Origin of the sequence: Emticicia sp. 21SJ11W-3, from assembly GCF_024138715.1 — a bacterium.
Lineage (GTDB): Bacteria > Bacteroidota > Bacteroidia > Cytophagales > Spirosomataceae > Emticicia > Emticicia fluvialis.
In genome coordinates this window covers 3,257,163-3,283,375 of sequence record NZ_CP092074.1, presented here as the reverse complement: position 1 = coordinate 3,283,375, position 26,213 = coordinate 3,257,163, and the positions used below count along the sequence as shown (strand labels likewise).

The following is a 26,213-nucleotide window of genomic DNA, read 5'->3' as shown; positions in this document are numbered from 1 at the left end:
GTTATTTCGTTGTAAATATAACAAAAAAGTATTGATAATAGTTTTTTGTGTCTGTTTTTGTAAATGAATTGCAGAAACGGACTAAAAAATGGTTTATTCTGTTATTCTTAGATGTTTGCCTGGAAGTATTGAGATTGTTATTAGTACCCGGAGGGTCTTGTTTACTACCCCTGCTTCAACCTCAACAACGGGTGGTTGATGCCGTTGATTTCTTTTCTGATTACTTCGTATTTGTCCAGGTTCTCCAGCAGTTTCGATAGCGTTTTGTAACCATACGTACGGGAGTCAAAACTTGGGTCGATTTTTCTTAACGAAAGGCCGATGTTTGATACGTAGGTTTCGTCGTCGGTGGTTGAAATCTCAAAGGCTTTGTCGATAATGGCCTCGTCGAGTTCCTGAAATTTTTTGAGGTGGGTAACGGCCGGGGCTTCTTTTTGTACCACCTTGCTTTGGCGGTCTTTTTTCTTGCTTACCTGTATGGCCTCGGCCATTTCCGATTCGGCTATCAGGTTTTCTGAAAAAGTAAAGATGTCGCAGGAATTAACAAAGGCGGTTGGCGTATTGGTTCTGCCTATACCCATTACAAAGAGGCCTTCTTCACGTATTCTTTTGGCCAGCCCGGTGTAGTCGCTGTCGCTGGAAACAATGCAAAAACCATTGATGCTCTTGCCGTGCAGAATATCCATGGCATCAATAATCAGCGAGCTGTCGGTTGAGTTTTTTCCGGTAGTATAGGCAAATTTCTGAATAGGGTTGATAGAATACTGGTTCAGAACCTCTTTCCAGCTTTTCATGCCGGTGTTGGTCCAGTCGCCGTAGATACGTCTTATGGTGGCCTTTCCGTATTTGGATACCTCAGCCAGAATTTCCTTGATTAATTTTGCCTGAGCGTTGTCGCCATCAATCAGAACCGCAATGTTAAACTTATCTCCGCTCATGTTTTTAGTGTTTTTGTAAGAAATTTTGGTGCTGGTAAGGCATCCTTTTGATTTGATGTGAAGCCAGAAAATCATTTTCCCTGCACAAATATATGGTTTCTTATTTATTTTCTGTTTTTATGGCCAACAAGATGTGGTGTGCAACAGCCAGGCACAAACATTATTGAGCCTTTTTAAATGCCTGATTAGCTATGCCTGTTTAATTGCGCACCAACTGGCATAGATTTTTGATTGTATGGGGTATTCACACAATTTAAAATTAAATACTATGAGAACTATTAGAATACTGGGTTTAGGCGTGCTGGCTTTTTTTGCCTTGCAGGCCTGTGAAAAAGAAGAGGAGCTTACTAACGAACCCGTAAGCATTGCAGAACTAACCTGCCCCGGGGCTGTATTTACTGGTTCGGCTACGGCAGGTACTACTTATAATGGTGTGTTTACGGTGCCTTATAATGGCGGCGACGGCAGTACGTATGGTTCTAACAACGGGGTGTCGTCAACGGGTGTAATGGGGTTGTCGGCCATATTGGTGCCGGGTACGCTGGCCCAAGGTTCGGGTATGCTGACCTACTCAGTTGCCGGAACCCCCAATACGGGAGGCATTGCATCTTTTGTGATTAATTTTGGCGGACAAACCTGCACGGTGTCTATGGCAGTGGGTGGGTCGCCGGTTGAACCGCAACCCCTGGGGCAATAGCGTGCCCTGCAAAAATATATTTGGGAGCCTCTGCGTGCAGGGGCTTTTTTATTTGCTTAGCCCGCCTTTCAGCAATGAGGTATGCCTGAGGGTTGTTGCTGAATAATATCCCTGAAATGCGTCATAAAAGAGGTTTTTATGCCTGATGTTGTAGAAACAGTGCCTCCGGGGGCTATGGCATGGCGTTTTTAGCTTTCGGTTTACAAATCAAAAAAACAGAATGCTATGAAAATTGTTAAAATTTTAGGACTTACGCTGATTGCGCTTTTTACTTTACAGGCCTGTGACAAAGACGATGATAACCAGATAATTATCGGGACGATATCAGGACTGAAATGCCAGGATGCTGAATTTGCCAGCAGAGCCAAGGCAGGTACAAGCTACACAAGTACATTTAAAATACCGTATGCAGAGGGCAACGGAGTAACTTATACCACCAGCACAGGTATAGCCTCTACTGGTGTTACGGGGTTGTCGGCCACGCTTACACCCGGCACGCTGGCAGTAAATGGCGGCCATTTAACATTTAATGTTACCGGTACGCCATCTGTGGCAGGTACGGCTTCATTTATGATTAACTTTGGTGGCCAGACCTGTACGGTATCTATGCCGGTAGATGCTGCTACTACTAACCCATAAGGTTTTGGTTGTATTACTGGTAAATACATAACGAGCGTCTCATTGGCTAATGAGACGCTCGTTATGTATTGCATTGCTCGTATTTTCTTACTTGCAGGTAGTTTCTATTCTGGTAGTTTTGGTTTCTACTGTTTCATCACAAGTTGTCTTTGTGATAGACTTTATCAACCGTTTTGAGGAATCATACTGATAATCATATTCCTCATGTACAATTTTCGATGTACATCCCTCTTTTGGTTCTTTTCCGGAGTAAGACAGTTTTAAAGGATTATTACGACTTAGTGCCAATAAAGAGTTGAAACCGTCATAACCTGTATAGGTAGCTATATGAAGCATTCGTTCAGTTTTCGTATCATTATTGATGGCCTCATCATAAGTGACTTTCTGAATTACAGTAAAAACGCTATCTTTTATGACTTCTCGTACTTCTATTTGTGTTAGATTGCCATTTTCATAGGTTAAATTGGTTTCATTTGCCAGATCAGGTGAGGAACCAAACATCACCACTGATGTTTTTATTTTGGTAACCAGATTATCTTTATACTCTAATTCATTAATAATAGTGAAATCCTTATCGATGGAAGTTGCTGTGGAAGTTAACTGGTTTGCTGTGTTATACTTTCCTTTAATTTGCATTTTTCCTGCAATATTTACCAGAATGCAATTGCCTTTTGTATCATATTTAAAATTCGCAATCGATTTTGTCTTGTTTTCTTCTATAATTTCAACTTTCGTTGGCTGTTTATGTGCATTAAGGTAAAACGTTTCGGTAGTCTTGTCTTTGATACGCTTTTCAATGCACTGTGCAAAAGAGTTAAATTGTGTGAGCAATACTGTTAACAGCAAATAAATTTTTTTCATGAAGGTAGTTTTATGTGTGAGTATTATTTTGCCGCAATATTAGGTTAAATGCAGGAAGGCTCCAAATCAATTTATTATAAAGGATACTTGCTATAAAACGCAAAAACGCCATTGAATGAGCATTCAACGGCGTTTTTGCGTTTTTCACCTGTTGGTTTTATACGGCAGCGGGGTAGTCTGTAAAGCCTACGGCATCTGCTGTATAAAAAGTATTGGTTTCTGGTTGTGCCAGCTCAATATCGTTGGCCAGGCGATGCGGTAAATCTGGGTTGGCGATAAACGGAGTACCGAACGATATCAGGTCAGCCTCATTATTGGCCAGTGCCAGATTCCCTCTCTCTTTGGTATAACCCGCATTAAGTATCAAGGCCGGTTTAAAACTGGTTCTGATGCTTTGCAACAATGCACGGCCTTCTTCGGTGGCACGTGATGCGTAGTCTATCAGGTGCAGATATGCCAGGTCAAGTTTGTTCAGCTCAATGGCCAGGTAATCATACAGCGCGGCGGTATCATCATAAGCAGGCATATTGTTAAAACTGTTATAGGGCGACAACCGGATTCCGGTTTTGTCGGCTCCGATTCTTTCTACTACTGCCCGGGCGGTTTCAATCACAAATCTGGCTCTGTTTTCTATGCTGCCGCCGTATTCGTCGGTTCGTTGGTTGGTGCCTGCATTGAGAAACTGCTCAAGCAGATACCCGTTGGCACCGTGCAGTTCTACGCCGTCGAAACCTGCTTCTATGGCATTGGCGGCGGCCTGTGCAAACTCTTCGATGGTGGCTTTGATTTCGTCAGCCGTCATGGCTTTGGGTGTTTCGGTCGTTTGCATACCCTGGGTGTCGGTCCACATGGGGCTGTCGGCATTAATGGCCGACGGCGCAAGTAACTGCGCACCGGCAGGTAAATTGGCCGAATGACCCACACGACCCGTGTGCATCAGCTGCATAAATAACTGGCCTCCGGCTGCATGCACGGCCTGTGTTACGGTTTTCCAGCTTTCGGTTTGTTCGGGGCTGAATATCCCCGGTATGCGGGCATAGCCTAATCCGTTAGGGCTGGGGGCTACCCCCTCAGTTATAATCAGCCCTGCTGTGCTTCTCTGGCTGTAATAGGTAGCTATAAGCGGATTGGCCAGGTTGCCTATGGCGCGGCAGCGTGTCATGGGCGCCATTACAATTCTATTTTTCAGGTTTAGTTTACCCTTAAAAGGAGTAAATAAATTTATTGTTTCAGACATGAACCTAATGGTTTAAAATTTATGTTGCAAAATTGCAATAAATGAAATTGAGAGTCAATTAGTCAGAAAAACATGACCACTACTACTGCCGAAATCAAGACTAATCTGGTTTGCCCTCTGGAGGGAGGCGTGCCTGTGTGCCCTACACAGGATGTATTAAAATTGCTTACCAGCAAATGGACGTTGCAGGTGCTGTTTATTTTGCATGTAACGGGGAAATCGCGCTTTAGCGAGTTTCTGCGCCGTATTCATGGCTCTAATAAACAAACGTTGTCTGTTGCACTGAAAGATTTAACCCAAAACGGTTATATTCTGAAAAACACCATTCAACTGAAACCCCTGCATATTGAATATTGCCTGACCGACAAAGGCAAGCAGCTGATACCTTTGCTGCGGCAGTTTGAAGCCTTTAATTAAAGCCGCTAAAAAAACAAAAGCCATGTGAAGGTATCACATGACTTCGGTTCTGCAAACAATATTTTCTTAATCCGGGTTTTTATCGGCGTGCTTTGAAGGCGGCCAATGCTTTTTTGAAACTTTCTGTTTGCTTAGGAGTAAGGGCTTTTCTACCACCTGGGGTATTTGCTGCATAAATAGCTGTTGGGCCGTATTGTTCATCATAGCCAAGTATTATACCATACTTTTTGCTATCGTCAAGAAACACTATTTCTCCATTAACAACACCGTTATTAGGATAGCGTTCTTTCAGAAAAGTACCGGCTTCTTTCACTACAGCAGAGCTTTCCTGTAAAACCGGACCGCAAACCTCCAACTTGTTACTAACAAAAACATATAATACGAGTTCAATACTGCTGTTTTCGCCTTGGTAAGCCAGCAGGTCGCCGTCATCTAATATAACCTTGCGTTTTTCTTTCGCTTTAACAGTGGCCTTGGTCTGGCCGAAATCAAGTACGGGTTCGGTATAAAGTTTGCTATACGGCAAAATCTCTACTGATGCTTTCACTGTGCCGTCCTTAGTGGCAGCACTTACTTCGGTTTTGCCAATTTTGCGCGCTTTAAATTTACCGGTATTGTCTACCGTGCCCACATTGGTGTCGCTGCTTTTCCAGGTAATGCCTGAAACGCTATTGCCGCCTTTTTTTACTGTAAATTGGTGGGTGCCGTCATATTTTAACTGACCATTCGGCTGGTTGATAGTCATGGGGTCTTCTTTAGAGCAGGCAGCAAGGCATAAACCTATGAAAAGGATAGTGAGTTTTTTCATAAATGTGACAAATGATTTTTTTGTAATACGTGGTTTAAATTATTATGGTTTGGATTAAGAAAATCTTGTTGTCAGTTGGTGATATTTTACAGCGAGTTCTGCTGAGTTTTACTGTTAATTCTGATTTAAACTTTACTTCTAAGGATTCTTAAGAATTTGTTTTAATAAAACCTACTGTACTTATATTCCCCTGTTGTTACTTTTTACGCAAAAAGTAACCAAAACTAGCCGTCCGCAACCAGCATCATTTAAACTCGCCCAATTAAAAATCCGATATTACTTTTATCTTTTCTAAATATTTTACTCGATTTTTAATCGGTAACTAGCCGTTCGCCTCAATAGAAAATGATGTTTAGAGGACTTTAATTTTTAGTTGTTATTTAATCTCTCAGAGATATTTCTACAATTTGGCGCTTTGAATTTTAATAGAAATTAATGCTCTCTTTTTATTTGGCTGAGTAAATTATTGTTAAGTCTTCGTCTTGGGTTTGCGTTAATGATGCAGTAAACAGTTGTTCATCAGGGTAGTAAACTTCGGTGTTACCATTTTTTACCATAACCGGGTATCTTTCTTTTAAGAATCGTTCTACATCATTCCTGAAAATACTGTACGGGATGGTAACCATACACTTGATCATCTTCCCGTTTTCAAAGTAATACATAAGGCTGCATGGCAGGCCCTTTATGCCATTGGAGTAGTGAAGCGTTTCAGAGCTCTCTTTATGAAGTACTCTTTTCTCTTTGGCCTTTATAGCAGCTTTTGTGGCATAAAAATCAAGAACAGGGTCTTGAATAGACCTGTCATAAGTAACCACTTCTACATCGGCCTGATAAATGGCGTCTTTGGTATAGGCCGAAACAACGCTTTTGCCCAGCTTGCGCGCATGGAATGTGCCGCTAACATCAATGGTACCCACTTTTTCATCGCGCGATTTCCAGATAATCCGTGTGTTATCAATGGGCATAGTGCCATACGTTAGCACAAACTGATGTTTGCCATCATGGTTGAGTTCAATTTTGGTGTCAGACAAAGTGGTTACCGGCTCTTCTTCGCCAATGCAGGAGACAACAGCAAATGATATGAAAAGTATGGTTAGCTTTTTCATCAGATGTACACTGGGAAAAGGTATGGGCTTTGAACCTAAAAGTCTACAGCTACAAATTTTATAAACGAATGACAGGTGGTTGAAGCTATATTGTGTGGCTTTCTGTGGTAAATATAAAAAGATTAGTGCAGCGTTGCAAAAAAAATAATTTAACGGTACCTTATGTAGAATATAAGCACTGAAAGGCGACCAACTCTGCCTGTTGCCCGCCTTCAGTTTTTAATACCACCAGTGGTATTAATGTTATTTTTGCCAGTTATAGCTTTGTACCAGACTTAATACTTTACCTGCCTGTGCATTGCTATTGGCTATGCGGCGACCATTGACGCTTTCAGGAAGGTAGGTAACAGCCAAACCTGCGGCGGCCTGTTCGTTAATAAGGGCCGCAAATTGCTCGGTGTCTGCCATGTAGCCGGATAAATCACCACGGGTAATGGCTTCGGGGTAGCGTTCGCGCAGAAAAGTGTTTACCTCTTTTCTGAACGATTTGTCGGTAAAGAACACGCCACAGCCAATCAGTTGGTCTTTTTCAAAAAAGTAAATCAACCTTTGTGCTTTGGTGTTACCGATGTGGTAAACCAGCATGATTCCGTCGTCACTTACCAGCTCACGCTTTTCTTTTGCTTTGATAGATTGCTTTGACGAGTAGAAGTCCAGCACGGGTTCTGAATAAGTGTTGTAATAAGGCTCAATGTCAACTTCTGCCTTAAAGGAGCCATTCTGAGTAGCGGCGGTAACTTCTGTAGTGCCGATTTTACGGCCTTCGAATTTACCTGATTTGCTAATGTTACCAACTTTGGCGTCGGCACTTTGCCAGGTAATTTCACTGCTTGAGACAATTGAATTGCCTCTTTTCACAACAAATTGATGCGAGCCATCATACTTTAATTGAACGTTTGTGTCGTCCATGATGGTCAACGGTTCTTCAACAGTAGTGCATGCAACGCATAGCACCAACAGCATTGGTGAAAATCTTTTCATAAGATTTACTAAAGGGAGGTTAATTAAAACAATCTACAGCAGATTATTTTTACTTTTTGTTTGTAATTATTAGTGAAAACACGATTTTTCTACGCCCTTTAAAATTGTTATTCAAAGTTAATAGAAGGTAACCGCAAATCTATGATAAATTTATTAAACGGTAAGTGTTTTTTAAAAAAAAATATGACGGCTATCATATTAAAAACTGCTTCAGGTAATATTCTGAGGCCGATTTTGTTTTTTTTTGGCTGTGGCAGGTCTGTTATTGTATCGGCAATATGGCGGGTGCGAGTATAGGCAGTTTTGGGCTTAAAAAAAACGGCCGGGTATTCAGTTTATGATGCTGCTTTCATCATTATTTTATTGTTCTCAATTCGAATAAATTCTTTTACCATTCCGAAAATGGCATGGTATTTCAAGGTTGTGCAACTGTCGGGAACAGAAGCCTTATAGTTGTGGTGGCTTTTCAGGATAGAACAAAAGCATTCAAAGTGATTTTTCTCTACGTTTTTTACTATTTCTGCTGTCTGTGGGGTAGAGGCCTGCAGTTGCTCTTGCATAAAGAGATGAAATACCTTGTCATGATTATGACATACTTCAATGGTTTGTCTGATAAATAACTCTAGTGTTTCGGTTAGCCCCCGGCCGTTGTCGACCGGAGGATGAACCGTGTCAAAACTTTTCTGGAGTTGTTGTAGCACAGCCAGATACAGGTTTTCTTTGCTCTGAAAATAATAATTGACCATTGCATTATTAACCGAGGCCTCTGCCGCAATATTGCGGATGGTGGTGGCGTGGTAACCTTTACGGAAGAATAAATCTTCAGCCGCTTTCAGTATTTGTGCTTTGGTATTCATGTTAAGGTTTTGTTGTGGTTGGTTATGCCTTGGCTTATTGCCTGCATCGGCATTCAGATACATAATGTCTTTGCGCTTGGTATGCTTTGCCAGACTATGAAAACCATTTTTAAAAGCATCAGGTAAGCCTGTATCCTTTTATTGAATTTCCTCTTATGATTTTTCTTAAAAGAACAATTCTCTTGAAATGAAACTTACCATAGCTATGTGTGGCAATGATTATCAGAACCGGAATAATAAGCCAGCACATAGACCCCAGCACGATTTTTCCGGAGGCCATCAGGGCATTCAGGCTTATGTTCTGGTAAATGGCCATTCCGTTCGGGAAATCTCCCGTATCAAGGTAAGCCGAAATGTCGTTCAGGCTTTGCCATTGTGCCTGATAACCGGCCCAGCCTATAATGGCACCACCAATGGCGGTGGCAAGAAAAGCTCTGATAACAATTAATATGCCCATTATGCCTAATAATTGCTGCATAGAGAGGTTCAATGAGGTGTAAAACCATATTCCGATAAAAAGTATGCCCATACCCAGGCCTTTCAAAAACATGGCGAATGCCAGATAACGGATGTCGGCATAGGGCTGAATAATAAGATACAAGAGCAGGGTATGCAGGAAAAAAGATACAAAACCTGCCGCTATGTAGTATTTGATATACCAATTGTTTTTGAAGCCAAAGTAGGCCATTATTCCGGACAGCACAATGCCTGGTATCATCCAGAGGTTCAGCTGAGCGTTGATAAGGTTGTTGTATCCAAGAACAGCCACAGAATATTGAGAATAAATGCTTGAACTTGCCAGATACGCACCCAGAAAAAGTAATAGAATTATGGAATGGATTACGTTTTTCTTCATTAATGCACTGAAATCAATGAGTTTTCTTTTCAGGAATTGCTGTCTGTAAATAAGCGCGGCAAAAAGTAAAACACCGGCTATTAACGTACCCACGACGGCGGGAGAAATAAACCAGCCCTGTTGTTTCATGAAGACAAGGAAATAATTGAAACACATTAATGAAACCGCCATTAAAGCCAATGAAAGCCAGTCTACCTGGTACAATGGCATTTTGAAACTGAACCTTTGGTTATGCTGGAATATGAGCGACAAGGCTGCAATGCACAGCATTATGGCCGACATAAGAAAATAAGGCGCCTGCCAACTGCCATTGAATACCAATGAAGCAAAGGTATAGGCCGAAAGCTGACCAAAACCGATAGATAAAGGATAAAATATGGCGTAAAACTTGCCTCTGTCTCCGGTGGGCGCTATCATAAACATCACGGGCAGAATCATTTCAATAATGGGCAAAAATTTTATGAATCCAATCATGAAGCTGCAGCCGATTAACACCAGGGGGTTGTCGGTGGTGGCGCACATATAAGATAACACTGCCAGCAGAATGGCGCTTGTGGTAATAATTTCTTTGCTTCTGAAACGCATTTTTAAGCGCATGGCTATCGGAAAAATGACTCCCATGCCTATTGTGCCTGCATTGTTGGCCAAAGAAATGTATTCGGTGTAAGTTGCCATGGCCCCTGTTACGTCTGTGAGCGTGGTTGGGTACACCCCCGAAATGGTCATCATCGGAAATAGAATGACCAAAATAAGTATCAGCATAACCGGCTTGGGAACCCAGCTTGCAAACGGACCTTTGTTATACATGGTTTGTTTCTTGTAAGACATTGGCAGTAATTACCTGCCGGTTAATTTAAAGTTACTTCTACATTCATACCTGCCCGAAGCTGTTTAAGGTCGCCGGGACGGTTGTTGGCCGTAAATTCAATTCTTACCGGTATCCGCTGCTGAACTTTTACAAAATTACCTGTTGAATTATCCAGCGGCACGGCTGCATACTTTGCCCCGGTTGCTCCGGAAATGGCCACTATTTTTCCTTCAAAGACTTTGCCTCCCAGTGCGTCGGCCTTTATCGTGGCCAATCCACCTATTTTAACGTTCCCCATTTGTTTTTCGCGGTAATTGGCTGTAATCCAGATATGATCAATATCAACGATGGTAGCTACCTGCTGGCTGGGGTTGAGCAACTGCCCGGTATTGACGGTTCTTCTGCCCATTATTCCATCATGCGGAGCCGTAATGACTGTGTATGAAAGGTTGAGTTTTGCCATTTGCAAGGCACTGGCTGTCCGTTTGATTTCGGCATCGTTCATGCCAAGCCGTGATTGTACCTCGTTTACCGATAATTCGCTGGACGTTCTGGTGTTGATTGCAGACTGGTACTGCGATATCTGTGCTTCCAGTTGTGCTTTCTGTGCCTGATATTCGCTATTTATCTGGTCGAACTGCTGTTGGGTTACGGCTTCGTCTTTTAATAACCTTTGGTAACGTTTAAAGTTCTGTTCTGTATTCCACAACCGGGCTTTAGATGCTTCAATGTTGGCTTTGGCGGCGTCGACATTTGCCACCACTGTTTTTACGTTGTTAGCTACCGTTTTAATGGCGTTAGAGGTGGCATTGCGTGAAGCCAGCGCAGCCATGTAGGCGGCTTCTGCCTGCCCCAGCTGGGTTTGTATCTCGCGGTCGTCAAGTATGAGCAGTGTATCGCCTTTTTTTACGTACTGGTGCTCAATAAAACGGATTTCTTTTATGTAGGCAGACACCCTGGTATTGACAGGGTTTATGAACGCCTCCACCTGTGCGGCATTGGTGTAGTTGTCTTCACCAACACTAACGTACGACTTTGCAACATAATACAAGCCTGCCAGTACCAGCGCCAGCACAAGCATATTTACTATAAATGCGCCTCTTTTTTTAGTTTTATGCTTTGCTTTATGTGCGGTTACTTTGGGTGCAGGAGCAGCCTGTTGCACGGCTGCGGGCTGTTGAGTTTCTGTGGTTGTATTAGCTTTATTTTGTGACATCTTCTTTGTTTCTTTTGTTTTTGCTGTTAAATATTTTACAGTTTGCCGCTTTCTTTCAGTAGCTTATAATAGGCATAAATGATGTTTATTTCAGAATTAACATATTGCAGCCCGGCATCCAGTTTCTGGTTACTGGCATCAATCAGGTCCAGTAAAATGGCCAGTTGGTTGTTGTATTTACTCTCCATGATGCGGTAGTTTTCGTCGGCCAGGTTTTTGTTGGTTGCCAGTGTGTTATTCTGTGTCAGGGCTTCATTGTACTTAATGTAAGCGGCATTAATGGCAACGTCTATCATCAGCCGGGCTTCGTTTGCCTGTGCCAGGGCTTTGTCTTTTTCAAACTGTATTTGTTTTATTTTCTTTGGGGTTTTGTATAAAGCATCAATATTGAAGTTGAGCGATAAGCCCGCGCTCCAACCGTTGTAGTACATATCACGGGCTGGCAGAGAAGTGGTAATCGGGCGCGCCAAGCGGTTTCCGGCAAAGGCCGACAGTGCGGGCATCAGCTCTGCTCTGGTGATATTTTCTGAGGTTCTGACCATTTCAACGGCTTTTTGGGTCATGAGCACCATAGGATGATTCACTGCCTCTTTCCGGTAATTGTCTGGCGCCAGAATTTGCGGTCTTGCAGTCAGCAGGGCTTCGTCGGGTATTATTTGTGTCTGGTCTGTTAAACCCAAGGCGGTGGTTAGCTGCCTGTTGAGTATCTGCCGGTTGTTTTCTAATACCTGCAGGGCAAGCCTGAGATTAGATAATTGCAACTGCCCGCGGATAACATCATTGCGCGTAACCATGCCTTCGCCGAAAAACCTGTTGATGTTTAGCAGCCTTTGTTCGGCAAGTATGATGTTCTGTTCATAAATCTTTTTTTGATTGATGAGCTTATACAAGTCCAGATAGTATCCTAAAACCAGAAGTTTGATGTTTTGCTCGTTGCCTTTGTAGCTCAGTTCGGTTAGTTCTTTTCGTTGTTTTTGTACCTCAATACCATTGCGTACCATGCCTCCGCGCCAGATAAGCTGGCTGGCATCTACCGAAAAAGTATTACCCAGGTGTGGCATATTAATGCGGGTATTATCAGATAAATCTTTTGTGATGATTTGAGCATCGCCCAGATAATAGCCCTGCAAAGCTGTGCTGATGGTGGGCAACATGGCATTTTTTGCTACCTCTATGCCCTGTTTTGCGATATAAATATCGGTTTTTGATACAGCCAGGCTCGGGTGGTTTTCTTCAACCAAGGCAAGCAGGCTGGCTATCGAAAATTTTCTTTCTACCTGTTGGGCATGGGCAGGCTGTAATGAGGATAGTGAAATGGCCAGCAGTAATAAAATGTTGTATCGTTTGCGTTTCATTAATTTACACTTGTTTTTACAGTGCAAAGATTCAATCAAACGCTTGATTAAAAAAGGTCGTAAAAACGCAAAAAGAAGTCCGGATGGTATCAAATGAGCTGAAACGCATAGAAATGCGGCTACCAGCTATACTATATTGCTGAGCTGATTCTGTTTTCTGAAGTTTCTGGGGCTTAAACCCGTATGTTTTTTGAAAAACTTGCCGAACGCATATTGGTCAGAGTATCCTAGCGTGTCAGTAATCATACTTATGGTAGCTTTGGAGTTGAGCAATGCTATTTTTGCTTCATTGACCAGGATATCGGCAATAAACGTGGTAGGCGGTACGCCGGTTATTTCGCGCACACAATTGGATAGGTATTTGACAGAAAGCGACAGGTGGTCGGCATAGAACCGCAGTTCTTTTTGTTCTTTGAAATGGAGAGAAACCAGGTTGAAAAATTTAATTGTAATTTCTTCTTTCCGGGAGCTGTTTTTAAAATCAAAATCCTTTTTTTCAATTAACAGACCCGTGATCATATAGACGACAGACGTAACCAGGCCAGTAATGATTTCTGCCTTAAAAAATCGGTGAGTATCTGCGTAAAGGTAGTTGTAGATTTGTTTGGCAATGCTTAAAAGGGAATCAAATTCACTTTTCTCGACTTTTATTACATCGCCTTTCCATTCAAAATTGGCTAACCGGTAAACATCATACAAACTAAAATTAAAATTGATTCTGGCGCGAAGTACCTCCCTGTCGAGTACCAGTATATATACTTTCAGGTTTTGCGAGTGTTCTTTCAGCCGGTAAACTTTTAGCGGAGAAACCACCAGAATACTGTTTTCCTGGTATATGTTCAACACCCCAGAGAGTTCTATTTCTAAAGTTCCCTGATAAATAATAAACAGTGCATAGTTACTAGGCCTGAAAGAAACACTCTTATTTATGTTTTTAAAGATGTTTTCTTCTGTTAAAATCTTGATCATGCTTCAGCATTGAAAATTAGAAAAATCAGAGAATCAAACACAAAATGCCGGTGGAGCGGCAGGTAATTCAACACTTTATTCAGTTAGCATGGCAATTTCCGGTTTGTTTCTGTTTAAGTTAACCGGGGGCCGTCTATATTTTTTTTTGCAGTTGCAGGTCTGCTACTGCTTTTTCAATCCGCCGGGTGCGGGTATCGGCAGTTTTAGCCTGTTCAATGGGGCCAATATAAAACTTTTTGTTGCTGTTAGAAAGTCCCTCAAAAAACTGTGCGGTGGTAGGGTTGGCATCTAATGCAGCCCGGAAATGGGCCGGAACCTCAACCACCCTTGGCCGGGTGTCTGCTTCAAGGGTTATTTCTATGGTGTCTCCTGCTTTTATGCCCGCTTTTTCTCTAACGTCGGCGCTCACTGGCAGCATAAAGGCGCCGCCCATTACGGCTACTTTACTGCGGTAAGTGTGGCCATTAATGGTAAATTTACGGGTGGGCGCTTACTTGTGCCCAGTTGGTTTACCACTTGTGGTGGTACCTCAATGCCTGTGGCTGTTTTTTGCGCCAGCAGCAGCTCGGCAGTAAATGTTATTTTTTCGGGTGCCATTCAATCAGGTGGGTTTTTATTTGCAAAGGAAATGCAAATTAATAAAAAGAGATAAGCCAAAAAACGACAAAATAAGGTGAGCCTTGCAACAGGTAAAACTAACCTGCAGCGGCAGGCAGAATAAATGGAAGATTGAGAGGTGGTTTCAGGACGGGTTTCGCAGGTTATTGTTCTGCAATGAAGCTGGCAAAGAAACCTATCCAGGTTGGGTGAATTTGTCTTGACAGGCTGAACTAAAAGCCAGTTGATGAGGCATTTGGCATAAATACGAAAAGGCGGTACAAAATTCTGTCGGGGTATTTACTTTGAATTAATTTATTAGTAATATACCTTTGCAGTAGAATAGTAACACTGTCTGTGAAAAAAAGGTGTTGGGTGTATCACTGCTGTTTTCTTATTAAACCCAACTCTGCATTTTTAAGCTGCTTCAATTTATTTGAGTGTCAGGAACATATAGTGTCTCCTTTATGTCTCGTGGTTGGTTGATTTTGAGTGAAACGACCGTAGCGGGAAAGCCATATCCTATGGAGTAACCCCAAAAGAAAAGTAAAAAATTAAAACAACTGTCATTTATGCTGAAAAAATCACTCCCTCTAATCCTGGTTGTACTCACTTTTGCTTGTAAAAAAGATGTAAAACCCAAAAACCCGTATGTTGGCACGAGTTGGACAGCCACAGACGACATCGCCGAATTTTTGTACGGCCCGACCTGCACTACTACTATCGAATTTATGTCTGGTGATAAATGCCAGCAAATCGATATCCGCAAAACAAAAGGTTTTGGCTCGGGTACTAACACCCAGCAAGGTACTTACTACGTAAAGAATGACTCTGTTTTCTGGAAGATTGACAAAACCCAGATTGGTGGCATTGCCGTTGGCGGCGTGCTGAATACCAACATGGGCAAAGTAGAAGGCGGAAAAAGAGTTTATACCCGAGACAAGTAAGGCATTGCCCCTTGTGCACTGACGGCAAATGGGCGAGGGGCAATTATTTTTGCCTGAATGTGCTGCCGGGTAGCTTTTTATGATTAGTTACTTCATTTAACCGGTAAGTGAATTTTTACTGATTATCAGGTATTGTATCTGTCGCATTTGGCTTGCAGACTGCATGGGCTATGTTTTTTTATGCGTTCTGCGAACGCCATCCCCACCGACTAAATTGTAATCAAGCAGAACCCGATTAAAGGCTTTTGTGAGTATTTGCCTTTTAAAACTGCTTATTTGCTTCTTTTTCTTATAAAACCCGGAAAATTTCTCATATTTGTTTTGCGGTAGATAGTTTTATGGCCTCAGAGAAACTGGCATATCTGATGCCTGGATTTGATATCTACGCCAACAAAATATATATGAAACTTACCTATTTCCGTAATCTCGACGGCCTGCGCGCCGTTGCCGCATTAGGTGTGGTAGTAGCGCATTTTTTTGAAGATAAACTCAATGCCTTTCCGCTTTTAAAGGCGGTGTCGTTGCAGGGGCATACGGGGGTGTCGTGGTTTTTTGTGCTTTCGGGTTTTGTAATAACGCGCATTCTGTTGAAATCGGTTCAAGGGGCTCATTACTTCCGTAATTTTTATGGCCGTCGTACGCTCCGCATTTTTCCGCTTTATTATTTTGCTCTGCTTTGCTACCATTTTCTACCTTATTTGCTAGGTATTAATCCGGTTTTTCCGAAGTTCAGCACCCATTGGTATTTTTATGTGTATCTGCAGAACTTTGCCCGGACTTTCAATTGGCCCATATCCTGGCCGTCGCATTTCTGGTCGCTGGCGGTTGAAGAGCATTTTTATCTCATCTGGCCAGCCCTGGTTTATTGGGTTATCAGTAAAAGCAAAAACCGCCTGTTGCTGCTATCGTTAGCGTTGGTTGCCGGGGCAACAGCCCTGCGTTATTTGATGCTGATAGATAATTATGAAATAAATGTTTTTACTTTTACCCGCCTCGACCAGCTGTCTTTAGGCTGCATATTGGCCATTCTGGAAAGCAAAGGCTACCTTAATGCCAAAGCCCGCAGCTGGTTTCTGGCACTTACTGCCCTGGGCGCCATAGCTGTTGCTCTGTGCAGCAGGCTTGATTATTTTTACCTGAATGTGTTTAAGCACAATGCCTATGGGCTTTTGTACATGGGCCTGACGGGCTATTGCATTGCAGAACAGTCTGCCACCGTAGTTAACCGCTTTCTAAACAGCGGATTGATGCAATACCTGGGCAAAATAAGTTATGGTATTTATGTTTGGCACCGGCTGGTAATGTTGCTGCACAGCCATTATTTCAACCCGGGGAACATGGCATTTGATTTCCTGCTGATTTGTGTGCTTACGGTGATGGTATCTTCCATTTCTTTTTACGTGCTGGAATCTCCGTTTTTGAAATTGAAAAGGTATTTTGAGTAGTATAGATATAGGCAGTGTAGCTGATTTTCTTTAAATATTGTTTTTTGCTTGCGTTCTGCAAACGCCATCTATGGGGATTAGGTTTTTGAGGTATTTTAGGTAGAGCCGTTTTGAAATACGGCTTAAAACCTGTGTGAGCAGGAGAAGATTTTAAATGAACTGAGTCTTTAATTTTCAATGATTGTCTAAATGAAGTTCTAAGAATGTTTGATAGTGACTAAATTGAAATTTAGCCGAATAAGGAAATGTTTAGTAGCATAGCATAGGTTTATTAATAACAAATGTAAATGATTAGAAATAAATCTCTTATTAAGATATTAATTATCAATAAGTTTGTGGATAACTTTTTATTTTAGATTTTTTTATTTTTTACAAAAACTAATTGCTTGATTACTAGACTTTAAGGTTTTGCTAATTTTGAGCTTTTTTGCTTTTGCTAAATAAGTATAGAAAATGGTCTTTTACGAGCATACTGATTTTTGTAAATTTACATAATCAACTTATATATAAGTTAAAGGAAAAATAAGTGTAAACGGAGAAATTAGAATGGTAAAAATATAAAAAAAATTACCCGAAGGTTGCGCCAACAACCAACGGGCAATAGTGGAGGGAAACTCGGTATCCTCAGTTTTTTTAACTTAACCCAATTTCACCATGTGTTCATGCGAGGAGAAAGGAGGTCAGTTAATTTTTCGACGCTTTATAACCGTGAAAGGTCGAAAAGTATATCCCAAAAAAGCAAAAGTTTTTGCTATTTGCTTGAAGGGTAAAGGTCGTTAGACCGCTGACAAAAAATACCTCAGTCGATAGGCTGGGGTATTTTTGTTATGTAAACTTATAGTAAAAACCATTATAAAACAAGAAAAATCCAATTAAATTACGTCTGTTTTTCTTGAATTCTTTAAATAGTGCAATTGTACATGTGTCATCATTTTGTAAAGTAAAATTATTTTGTCCGTTACAGAACGACAAAAAGCCTAGATTGTCAAACTACTGTATCGATGTTCTAAAAGTTTGTTGTAAGCCATATTTTCCACCAAAATTTTGATTTCTATTGTATTTTCTCTATTCATATGTTATACACTTAAAGTTACATTAAAAGGGTAATTCAAATTCTTTTTATTATCCAATACTTTATAATGGTTAATCCTCCTTATATCATTATGCTTTTATAACTTTTATTATTTGAGATTCAAGAACGCCTGACGCACCGACTAACACCTCCGTTGCAGATGAAACATTTAGCGGAACACTATTATGCTGTTAAACAATCTACTAAACACGCATCTGCCCCTGAAGACGCACGCAGTGCGTCTCTACCAGAATTGATAAATGTATATTCTGGGCATTAAAATAGCACCCTCAAAAAAATCTCCAACATTTCACCAAAATTGCATTTTTCTGGTTTATTTTTGTATATAAACCCTGCCCCTGGAATTCTATGAAAAAAACTACCAGAAAAATAGTGTATATAGTTCTTGCGCTTATAGTGGTTATCCTGCTGGCCGGGGTGGCGCTGGCTTATCTGCCTGCTGAATCTAAGACCAATCATAAGGGTATTTCGCCTGCCGAGGCAGCGTCTTTAAGAAAGGGTTATAAGGCCCCGCATGAGCTGCTGACTACCACTGACGGTGAAACGCTGTTTATGAGGCGATGGAACCCGGATAGCATTGTGCCTGCCAAAAAAGACCTGGCCGTGCTTATTTTTCATGGCATTACGGCGCATAGCGGTGCGTACGACATGGCCGGAAAAACCCTGGCAGCCGGGGGCTATACCACTTTCGGGCTTGATTACCGCGGGCATGGGTTATCGGGCGGCAACAGAGCCGATGCACCCGGCAAAGATCGCTTTATTGCCGATCTGGTAGAGGCTATCCGGTACATTAAAGGGCTTGGTTTTGCTAAAGTGGTGGTAATGGGGCATAGCCTGGGGGTGGTGTCGGCTATTGTTTCGGCCAATGCGGCATCTCAGGAAATGGCAGGTTTAATATTGCTTTCGGCGGCTTATGAGCGCAAAAAAGAGGGCGAGGTAGTGCAGCCGTCGTTACTGCAAAAGGCCCGTATTGTGGCCAGCTCTATTTTCCGGCCGTCGCACCAGGCGGTGGAATACTACCGGGAGGGCATGACGGTTGCCCAAGACCCGCTGTATAATTATGCTTACACGCTGCGGTTTGTAACCATGATACCCGTAAAAGAACTAAAAATTGAGAAAGACCTGCACCTGCCGATAATGGTAGGCATTGGCGATAAAGACGAGCTGTTTACGGTAGAAAAAGCCAGAGAGTTTTATGATACCATACCCGGCAACCAGAAAGCATTTGTGGTGCTGAAAGATACGTATCATGCCAAAATTCCGGTTGAGGCATGGCAGGCGTGTGTCAGCTGGCTGGATAAAATGTTTGTGAAGTAGGGTCTGAATTAGTGATAGAAATGGGTAGAGCCACATTGCATGTGGCTCCGGGGTTGTCTGTTCAGCAGATAATAAACCATTGGGGCTGATAATCATGTATTGGGTGATATCATAGCCTGAAGACGGATGCAATCTGTCTCTACGCCGAGTACACGGCTGTCAGATAATCTTTTACGGTGCCTGGTTTGCGGCCCAGTAGTGTATCTAAATCGGTTTCGGTTGAATCAAACTCTCCTTGTTTAAAGGCTTCGGCAAAACCTACCGATATGGCCACTACCTCTTCAGGCAAACCTACGCCGCTTAGCACTTGTTTATAAACGGCCGATTCCGGACTTACGTAGCCTATTTCTTTGCCTGCTGCTTCGCCTATGAAACGGGCAATGTCATGAAAAGTAACGGTTTCGGTGTTTGAAATCCGGTAATCCTGGTTTTCGTGGCCGGTGCCTGTTAGTATGTTGGCGGCTGCTTCGGCCATATCCCTTCTCAATGTAAAGGCCACGGGGGTATCGCCGGCAGGGAAAAACACGCCTGTTTCAGTAACATTAGGCCCCAGGAACATAGGCAGGATATCGGCATAAATATTATTGCGAAGAATAGTATAGGTGATACCGCTCTCTTTCAAAGCATTTTCGGTAAACAAGTGCGATTGCGCCACCAAGGCAATGGGCGACGTTTCGGTTTCATTTTTACGTATAAAACTGGTGTACACCACATGGCCTACGCCTGCTTCTTTGGCCGCCTTTACTACGTTTTCGTGTTGTTTAATGCGGTTCACTACGTCGCTGCCTGACACAAACAATAGTTTGTCTACGCCTTTAAAGGCTTCAACCAATGAACTGTAGTTGTCATAATCACCGGTTACGATACGCACACCTTTGGCTTTTAAGTCGCCTGCTTTGGCTTCGTCTCTTACCAATGCGGCTATTTCGTTGGCTGGTGTGCCTTTTTTTAAAAGGAAGTCGATAGTTGTGGCACCGAATTGTCCGGTTGCGCCTGTTACTAAAATCATGTTCTTGAAAATTTTCTTTATAAAATAATTATGTTGCTGCAAAAGTATATATATTTGCTATATAAAATATAGTGATATACTTTTGTATAGCGCTATACTAAAGTATAGTAAAGAAAAAAATCAGAAAATGGTACCTACAACAATAATGGATTTTGCCGATGTAAAAGCCTGCCCCGAGCAGTTTGTGCTGGCGCTAAACGACACCCTGAATGTATTGACCGGAAAATGGAAGATGCCTATTCTGGGTTCTTTGCTGTTTGGAATTAAACGATTTACGGAGATTCAGCGGAATATACCGAAGATAACACCCCGTATGCTTTCTAAAGAACTGAAAGAACTGGAGCTGAACGGCATGGTGAAGCGGGTGGTGTACGATGCCACCCCGGTGCTGGTAGAATATGAGTTGACGGAGTCTGCCCGTAAGTTGTCAGACGTGATTGACAGTATGCTGATGTGGGGGCTGAACCACCGCCGGGCTACTATGACGAACAACTAAGTGCCGGAAGTTTTTCTTCTGCACTTTGTAGGGTGCTGTATCATTTATATACAAACTTGTAAGTAACAAGGTTGTCTTCGTACACTTCAATGGGGTAGCCGTCGGCGCTGTATCTGAATGTACGTTCAAAACTTACTTTACCGGTAGCTTTAATTACATTGTTAGGGCTTTTGTTGAAAGCGCTTATCCATTGCTGGCGATGGTTGATTTTATAATATGGATTGATTTTGTCGTCATAAGTATAATAAGCCGATGCTCCGCCGGGGTCGGTTTGTTTGATAAGATTCCCCTTGTTGTCATACTCATAAGTGGTAACGTAAGCGCTGCCTCTACTGACAACCGCCTGTTTTTCAACCTGCCCTTTGGCATTGTAGGTGTATTCGGTAGTTGAGCTGGCTCTGATAATCTTTGTCAGTTGCCCGGCGTTGTTATATTCAAATGTTTCTTCTGATTTCATGCCTGCCGCCGGGTCACACAAAGCCGTACTACTTGAATATAAGCTACGGAGTGTGGTGAGCAGCCGCGATACCCTGCCATTTTTATATTCGTAGGTGTATTCGTCGGTTGGGTTGGTTTCGCAGCCAATGAACAGGTTTTCTTTTACCAGTAAATGGTTATTGTACTCAAATTTCTGGTTGGGTTTGTTGTTGGCTGTAAGCGCTACCAGTTTTTTTTCTCCGGCTACAGGATTTGGTTCGGTTGAGGGTTTGGCGCAACCGAGAGCTAGTGAAATAACAGAAAAGACAAAAAGCTTTTTCATGGTGTTTACCGAATTTGTATGAATACGTTTATGGCGCTAAACAAATTTAATAAAAAGCAATAGAAAAGGCTTGAATATGAGCGGATTAGTGATTTAACGGTAGAGAATTTTTTGAGGGGGGCATATTCTCCCCCTTGCCCCTCGTTGGGGTTTCATTTTCTATCTCCCCAACCGCTCCAATACTTTCTTGCCGCCGTTGTTGTTAGGGTTGAGTTCTATTGATTTCTGATACATCAGGATTGCTTCTTCTTTACGACCCAGTTTCAGCAGGGCTTCGCCCAGGCTGTCAAACACATTCCAGCTTTCAGGATACAGATGGGCGTTTAGCTGAAAGAGTGCGAGGGCATCAGCCGTACGGTCAGATGACATAACACGGTAGGCCCAGTCGTTCAGCTCGTTTTCGTCGGGTTTAAAGGTGGGGTCTTTCTTACGGATGTCGGCCACTGTTTCTATGGCTTTGTTGTAGCCACGTTTATTGAGTTCAATTCTTAAGGTAGTAATCGGGTCGGCCGCCGGAATATCAGGATTGTAGATACCTGCCAGTTCTTCCAGAAAGTTTTCGGGCGATGCACCACCCAGATTGGTGAGTACAATAACGGCCAGGTTATCATCAGGATATACCAGAAAGGCAGAACGGGCACCGCCTGTCATGCCAAAGGCGCGGTGGCGCGGCCGCCATTTGTTAACACCCCAACCCATAGCCCATTGGGTAGGCTGGCCGTTATTGAAGGTAGCGGGTGTCCAGAGGGCGTTCAGTGTTTCTTTATTTTTAAATAATTTGCCTTTTTGAAGGGCAATTATCCATTGGGCCATGTCTTCGGCGGTGCTGTTCAGGCCTGAGCCTGTCCGGCGAGCAGGCATAAATTCTGCATAATTGTTGGTCAGTCGGGGTTCAGGTAAGGTTATGCCATCCATTGCCTTTTTGAAGCTATAAGTAGGGGCAAAATGAGGGATGATGTCGCGCGAGTCACCAAATAGCGTATGCGGCATGCCCACTACATTAAACTGCATTTCCTGAAACACCCGGGCAAATGGCTGGCCGCGTAGTTTGTCTATTACCTTGCCCAGCAGCACATAATTGGTCTGGTTGTAACTGAACTGCGTACCGGTGGGCGAGTCCATCGGCAGGGTTTGTATTTTTTTCCATGAGGCTTCTTCGTTGGCAGCACCTGCGGGGTCCTGTATGCGCAGAATATCAGGAAGGCCGGAAATATGTGTCAGCAATTGCTTAATGGTAATGGGCTGCCAGAGCGCAGGCAGGCTGTCGACAAAATGGGAGATAGGGGCAGAGAGGCTCAGTTTGCCTTCTTCTACCAGTTGCATAATGGCTACACCTGTAAACGCCTTGGTGCAGGAGTTAATGGCAAAGATGGTATGGTTATCTACGGCCACATTATCTTGCAGATTGGCCATGCCATAAGCTTTACTGAACACAATTTTGCCATTCTGCACCACGGCGGCTTGCAGGCCGGGTATTTTCAGGTCTTTCATCTGCCTGAGCAGAAAAGCCTCGGTTTGTTTTTCTTTCGATTGCGCGTTGGCCAGTTGGCTGATTAAAAGTAATAAAGTAAGTAGCTTCTTCATGAAAATGTAAAGTGATTTTCATGGGGAAACTCCGGGTTTGGGGAAAGGTTACAGCGTTTTTTTAAAGATTGTGAAACTTAGTGCGCACTTTGTGTACATCGTGGCAAATTAAAAATAGCCACGATGTACACGAATTACACGATGTTTCACGGTTTGTTGTTTAGAAACTCACCTGCAAAAACACTCTTGCATTGAAGGGTGTGCCGGGTGTGAAGTGGATTTCTTCTACCGGTTCGGCTTCGGTTTTCAGGCGGCTTTCGGTGGCAAACTGGGTTTCTTTCCAACGGGTGTTGAAGAGGTTTTGTATCGTAACGCCCAACGTGTATTTGCCTTTGGTGTAGCTGGCCAGGGCATCGGTTACAAAATAGCCTTTGGCTACTATGCTGCCATCTTCATTGGCGGGGCGGTCGGCCAGGTAACGGTAGCGCAGGCTTCCGCTGAAACCGTTTTTGTTCTTCAATGTCAAACCGCCTATGCTGGTGAATTTTACCGCCAGCGGCAGGTAGCTTTGTCCTTCGGCTTCGCCCACTGCGCGTGGTTTTGCCCAGTTGGCGTCAAAATCAACAAATAGACTGCGGGTTAGCTGGTAGCGCGCCGATACGTCAAAGCCGGTTCTGACTGACTGTCCAGATGGTTCCACGACTCCGGCATCGCCTACGTACACAAATTCCTGCTGCATCCACAAATACCAGTAAGCAGCGTTGATGAGCAGTTTCGGGAAGGGCTTCCAGGTAGTGCCGAGGTCTGCTCCGTAGGCAGGGGGTAAAATCTCGAGTCCGTTTTGTGCTACTACGGCACGGGTGTCGTTCGAGTGGAAACCCTCGCCCATGTTCAGATAAAACTGCAGGTTTTTATTCTGGGTATAATACAGATTCAGTTTAGGCGATACAATAGAGGCACTGGCTTTGGTGGTGGTGGTGTTTTGCAGGTGGTCGAGGTACTGATTATGGAAATAATCAAAGCGGATACCGACAGTTGCCGACAGGCGGTTGCTCAGCTGGATGCTCTCGTCGGCATAAATGCCCAAATTGGCTTCGTTTACATCGCCCAGTTTGATGGCTTTCAGCAGCCGGGTACGGTTTAAGGTATGCGAAAGCTCAGAATCGTGGGTTATATCGTGGCGGTAATTAAGGCCGGCGTTAAACGTAGCTTGTTTCTGGCCAATGCCATGCGCAATAGAGTAATGGCTGTTGTATCCCCATAGGTTGCGGGCTTCTTTTTGCTTAATCTGGTCGCCGTTTGTGGGGTCTTCCAGGAAAAAAGTAAAGTTTGAATACAGGTCAAAATTATAGTTTGAATAGAAGAACTGGTTTTTCCAGACATGATTATGCCTCGTAAGTGTAACCAGTTCGGCATTCAGATTGGTACGGCTGGTCTGGCCGCCCTCGTCGGGGTCAATGGCACCGAAAAAGCCGATTTGTCCGCTTTCAACCGCCCTGTCGGGTATCTGGCCTGATGCCAGCCATTTGCTCCAGAAAGTAGAAGCCGTCAAGCTGAGATTGGTATTGGGGCTTAAATGCCCGTGGTATTTGCCCAGCAGGTTAAGCCGTTTGAAATGCTGTGGCGCATCAAAATAGGCATCAGAATAATTGTATTCTCCGGCCAGGTAGGCGTTCTGGTCGTTCTTTTTCAACACATTGGCACCGCCTACGAGTCGGTAAGTATTGAACTGTCCGGCTTCGGCCTTCACGAAGTTCTGTTCCAGAACCGACCTGGTACGGAAATTAGCCCAGCCAGCCGTGCTGAAATTGCCTTTGTCGGCATCATATAAACCTTTTTTGAAATCAACCCCCTCAATGAGTTCGGGGATAATGAAATGCGCATCGGCATAGCCTTGTCCGTGGGCATGAGAAACCATGTTGATAGGCATTCCGTCTACTGTCAGGCGGATATCGGTACCGTGGTCGAGGTCAAAACCCCGCAGGAAAATCTGTTCGGCTTTGCCGCCTCCCGCATGCTGCCCGATAACCACGCCCGGAATAATGCGCAGCACTTCCTGCGAATTATTGATGTTACGCAGCCGGATATCCAGCCCCGAAATAACCTGTTGATGCTGTGGGTTGGTGGCTGACACCTGCACTTCGTTAAGCGATACCTCGGTATCGGTTAGTATAAAATTTACTACCGTGGCTTCGTCGGCTTTTACCTCGGCGGTGTGGGTCTGGGCGGTGTAGCCAATGAATGACACCTCGACGGTATAAGTGGCCGGTGACAGATTGTTAATCTGGAAATACCCTGCTTCGTCGGTAATGGCACCGCGACTAAGGCCGGTTAAAACAATGTTGGCTCCGCGAACGGGTTGTCTGGTGCGGGCGTCTGTTACCTTGCCCACAATAGTACCCAAATGGGCAAAGGCGGTTGTAGACGTTAATAGTTGTAAGAATAGTAGAGGTTTGTAAAACTTCATAAGTTGTTTGCGTGATGAAATGCGGGTTGTGCCTATGGGTTACAAAAATAAATACTTAATTTGAAAGATGATAGGCTATTGTGAGGGAAGTGTAGGAAGAATTGTGGTAAATATTGGGTTAAGGGGCTTACAACACCTTCAACCACCCCGGCATTTTTCAAGACCCTGTCTTGAAAAATGCCACCCCTCCTTGAAAAAAGGAGGGGGAACTGCTAGAACGTATCAAACACATCATTTAGATTTAGTTAAAAAGGTTCCCCTTTAGGGGCTAGGGGCGGCATTATGAAAATTGCATTAGCACAAGTACGCGCTGTGAAGGGTGTAGATAAAGTAATGGTGCATTAGCCCATTTAAAGAATTGTTAAAAAATTTGTGATTAACTAAATCCCGTCAGGGATGTTATATCTGTAGTAAAGCTTTGAATAATGTTTTTGTATCCCTTCGGGATAGTATATTAGTAACGGAGAATTAATATACCGTCCCTGACGGGACTTTATTTGGTTTGTCTTTGTGTCGTTTCTACAGATATACCGTCCCTATCGGGACTTTATTTGGTTTGTCTTTGTATTGTTTTCTGGCGAGTGTTGTTAAATGTCAGAAGGGCATCGACAAAACTCCACAATTGTTAAACTATACCGTATGCCCATGTTGATGGTGAATTGGTGGCGTGTTTGGGTGGAGAAGAAGGGATTTTGGTGGTGGTGGTGTAGAATTTATTGAATTGGGTAGAGCCGAGTTGCAATGCGGCTCATCGACGAATTTGGTTATGCCCGAATAGTTTCTTGTATGTTCTGCACCTGAAAACATTTTCGT

At 43.2% G+C, this 26,213-nt stretch carries 24 protein-coding genes; 7 read left to right on the top strand and 17 right to left on the bottom strand.

The annotated features are described in order from the left end of the window. Window positions 1–164: 164 nt before the first annotated feature. The gene (locus MB380_RS13950; RefSeq protein WP_253524514.1) at window positions 165–1,013 is read right to left on the bottom strand and encodes an NYN domain-containing protein; all 849 of its coding nucleotides are present in this window, start codon (window positions 1,011–1,013) and stop codon (window positions 165–167) included. Between the two features lie 193 nt (window positions 1,014–1,206). Here MB380_RS13950 and MB380_RS13945 point away from each other — a divergent pair, with 193 nt between their 5' ends. Beyond that, entirely contained in the window at window positions 1,207–1,635 is a 429-nt protein-coding gene (locus MB380_RS13945; protein WP_253524511.1) for a hypothetical protein, read from the top strand. Between the two features lie 225 nt (window positions 1,636–1,860). Next, window positions 1,861–2,274 (top strand): hypothetical protein, encoded by a 414-nt coding sequence (locus tag MB380_RS13940; RefSeq protein ID WP_253524509.1) that lies wholly within the window; start codon window positions 1,861–1,863, stop codon window positions 2,272–2,274. 87 nt (window positions 2,275–2,361) lie between these two features. On the opposite strand, the gene MB380_RS13935 is transcribed toward MB380_RS13940, so the two are convergent. Both MB380_RS13935 and MB380_RS13930 read right to left on the bottom strand, forming a co-directional pair. Further along, window positions 2,362–3,135: a hypothetical protein gene (locus MB380_RS13935; RefSeq protein WP_253524506.1), complete on the bottom strand. Its 774-nt coding sequence runs from the start codon at window positions 3,133–3,135 to the stop codon at window positions 2,362–2,364. A gap of 157 nt (window positions 3,136–3,292) precedes the next feature. After that, window positions 3,293–4,372, bottom strand: a complete 1,080-nt coding sequence (locus MB380_RS13930) for an alkene reductase (protein ID WP_253524492.1) — start codon at window positions 4,370–4,372, stop codon at window positions 3,293–3,295. A 72-nt stretch (window positions 4,373–4,444) separates the two neighbouring features. Here MB380_RS13930 and MB380_RS13925 point away from each other — a divergent pair, with 72 nt between their 5' ends. Then, complete coding sequence (locus MB380_RS13925) at window positions 4,445–4,789, top strand: helix-turn-helix domain-containing protein (RefSeq protein ID WP_101726467.1); 345 nt, start codon at window positions 4,445–4,447, stop codon at window positions 4,787–4,789. 79 nt (window positions 4,790–4,868) lie between these two features. Here MB380_RS13925 and MB380_RS13920 read toward each other — a convergent pair whose 3' ends face one another. The 10 genes from MB380_RS13920 to MB380_RS13875 form a co-directional block, all read right to left on the bottom strand. Then, window positions 4,869–5,597, bottom strand: a complete 729-nt coding sequence (locus MB380_RS13920) for an Ig-like domain-containing protein (protein WP_253524489.1) — start codon at window positions 5,595–5,597, stop codon at window positions 4,869–4,871. A 446-nt stretch (window positions 5,598–6,043) separates the two neighbouring features. Further along, on the bottom strand, window positions 6,044–6,703 hold the full coding sequence (locus MB380_RS13915) for a hypothetical protein (RefSeq protein WP_253524480.1): 660 nt from the start codon (window positions 6,701–6,703) through the stop codon (window positions 6,044–6,046). A gap of 243 nt (window positions 6,704–6,946) precedes the next feature. Further along, entirely contained in the window at window positions 6,947–7,684 is a 738-nt protein-coding gene (locus MB380_RS13910; protein WP_253524477.1) for an Ig-like domain-containing protein, read from the bottom strand. A 335-nt stretch (window positions 7,685–8,019) separates the two neighbouring features. Then, entirely contained in the window at window positions 8,020–8,604 is a 585-nt protein-coding gene (locus MB380_RS21885; protein ID WP_305882489.1) for a TetR/AcrR family transcriptional regulator, read from the bottom strand. Between the two features lie 55 nt (window positions 8,605–8,659). Further along, window positions 8,660–10,225 carry a hypothetical protein gene (locus MB380_RS13900; RefSeq protein ID WP_253524457.1) on the bottom strand — a complete coding sequence of 522 codons (1,566 nt, stop codon included), beginning with the start codon at window positions 10,223–10,225 and terminating at the stop codon, window positions 8,660–8,662. A 20-nt stretch (window positions 10,226–10,245) separates the two neighbouring features. Next, window positions 10,246–11,421: an HlyD family secretion protein gene (locus MB380_RS13895; protein WP_253524454.1), complete on the bottom strand. Its 1,176-nt coding sequence runs from the start codon at window positions 11,419–11,421 to the stop codon at window positions 10,246–10,248. A gap of 35 nt (window positions 11,422–11,456) precedes the next feature. Next, complete coding sequence (locus MB380_RS13890; RefSeq protein WP_253524433.1) at window positions 11,457–12,776, bottom strand: TolC family protein; 1,320 nt, start codon at window positions 12,774–12,776, stop codon at window positions 11,457–11,459. 126 nt (window positions 12,777–12,902) lie between these two features. Beyond that, window positions 12,903–13,745, bottom strand: a complete 843-nt coding sequence (locus MB380_RS13885) for an AraC family transcriptional regulator (protein WP_253524429.1) — start codon at window positions 13,743–13,745, stop codon at window positions 12,903–12,905. 133 nt (window positions 13,746–13,878) lie between these two features. Next, window positions 13,879–14,178: a YdeI/OmpD-associated family protein gene (locus MB380_RS13880; protein ID WP_253524417.1), complete on the bottom strand. Its 300-nt coding sequence runs from the start codon at window positions 14,176–14,178 to the stop codon at window positions 13,879–13,881. A 5-nt stretch (window positions 14,179–14,183) separates the two neighbouring features. Then, complete coding sequence (locus MB380_RS13875) at window positions 14,184–14,342, bottom strand: hypothetical protein (protein WP_253524414.1); 159 nt, start codon at window positions 14,340–14,342, stop codon at window positions 14,184–14,186. Window positions 14,343–14,914: 572 nt separating this feature from the next. Between MB380_RS13875 and MB380_RS13870 the strand changes: the two genes are divergently transcribed. The 3 genes from MB380_RS13870 (at window position 14,915) to MB380_RS13860 (ending at window position 19,144) form a co-directional block, all read left to right on the top strand. Further along, window positions 14,915–15,289: a hypothetical protein gene (locus tag MB380_RS13870; RefSeq protein ID WP_253524401.1), complete on the top strand. Its 375-nt coding sequence runs from the start codon at window positions 14,915–14,917 to the stop codon at window positions 15,287–15,289. Window positions 15,290–15,627: 338 nt separating this feature from the next. Next, window positions 15,628–16,734: an acyltransferase gene (locus tag MB380_RS13865; RefSeq protein ID WP_253524398.1), complete on the top strand. Its 1,107-nt coding sequence runs from the start codon at window positions 15,628–15,630 to the stop codon at window positions 16,732–16,734. A 1,441-nt stretch (window positions 16,735–18,175) separates the two neighbouring features. Continuing rightward, window positions 18,176–19,144 (top strand): alpha/beta hydrolase, encoded by a 969-nt coding sequence (locus MB380_RS13860; protein WP_253524395.1) that lies wholly within the window; start codon window positions 18,176–18,178, stop codon window positions 19,142–19,144. 139 nt (window positions 19,145–19,283) lie between these two features. On the opposite strand, the gene MB380_RS13855 is transcribed toward MB380_RS13860, so the two are convergent. Then, on the bottom strand, window positions 19,284–20,153 hold the full coding sequence (locus MB380_RS13855; RefSeq protein ID WP_253524392.1) for an SDR family oxidoreductase: 870 nt from the start codon (window positions 20,151–20,153) through the stop codon (window positions 19,284–19,286). A 127-nt stretch (window positions 20,154–20,280) separates the two neighbouring features. On the opposite strand from MB380_RS13855, the gene MB380_RS13850 reads away from it, so the two are divergent. Next, a complete protein-coding gene (locus tag MB380_RS13850; RefSeq protein WP_101726620.1) occupies window positions 20,281–20,649 on the top strand; it encodes a helix-turn-helix domain-containing protein in 369 nt (122 codons plus the stop codon). A 40-nt stretch (window positions 20,650–20,689) separates the two neighbouring features. Here the strand turns inward: MB380_RS13850 and MB380_RS13845 are convergent, their stop codons facing one another. The 3 genes from MB380_RS13845 to MB380_RS13835 all read right to left on the bottom strand — a co-directional run bounded on the left by MB380_RS13845 (window position 20,690) and on the right by MB380_RS13835 (window position 25,400). After that, complete coding sequence (locus MB380_RS13845) at window positions 20,690–21,409, bottom strand: RHS repeat domain-containing protein (RefSeq protein WP_253524378.1); 720 nt, start codon at window positions 21,407–21,409, stop codon at window positions 20,690–20,692. Window positions 21,410–21,568: 159 nt separating this feature from the next. Beyond that, window positions 21,569–22,993, bottom strand: coding sequence for a serine hydrolase (locus MB380_RS13840; RefSeq protein WP_253524375.1), 1,425 nt, complete (start codon window positions 22,991–22,993; stop codon window positions 21,569–21,571). A gap of 160 nt (window positions 22,994–23,153) precedes the next feature. Further along, a complete protein-coding gene (locus MB380_RS13835) occupies window positions 23,154–25,400 on the bottom strand; it encodes a TonB-dependent receptor (RefSeq protein WP_253524360.1) in 2,247 nt (748 codons plus the stop codon). Window positions 25,401–26,213 lie beyond the last annotated feature (813 nt).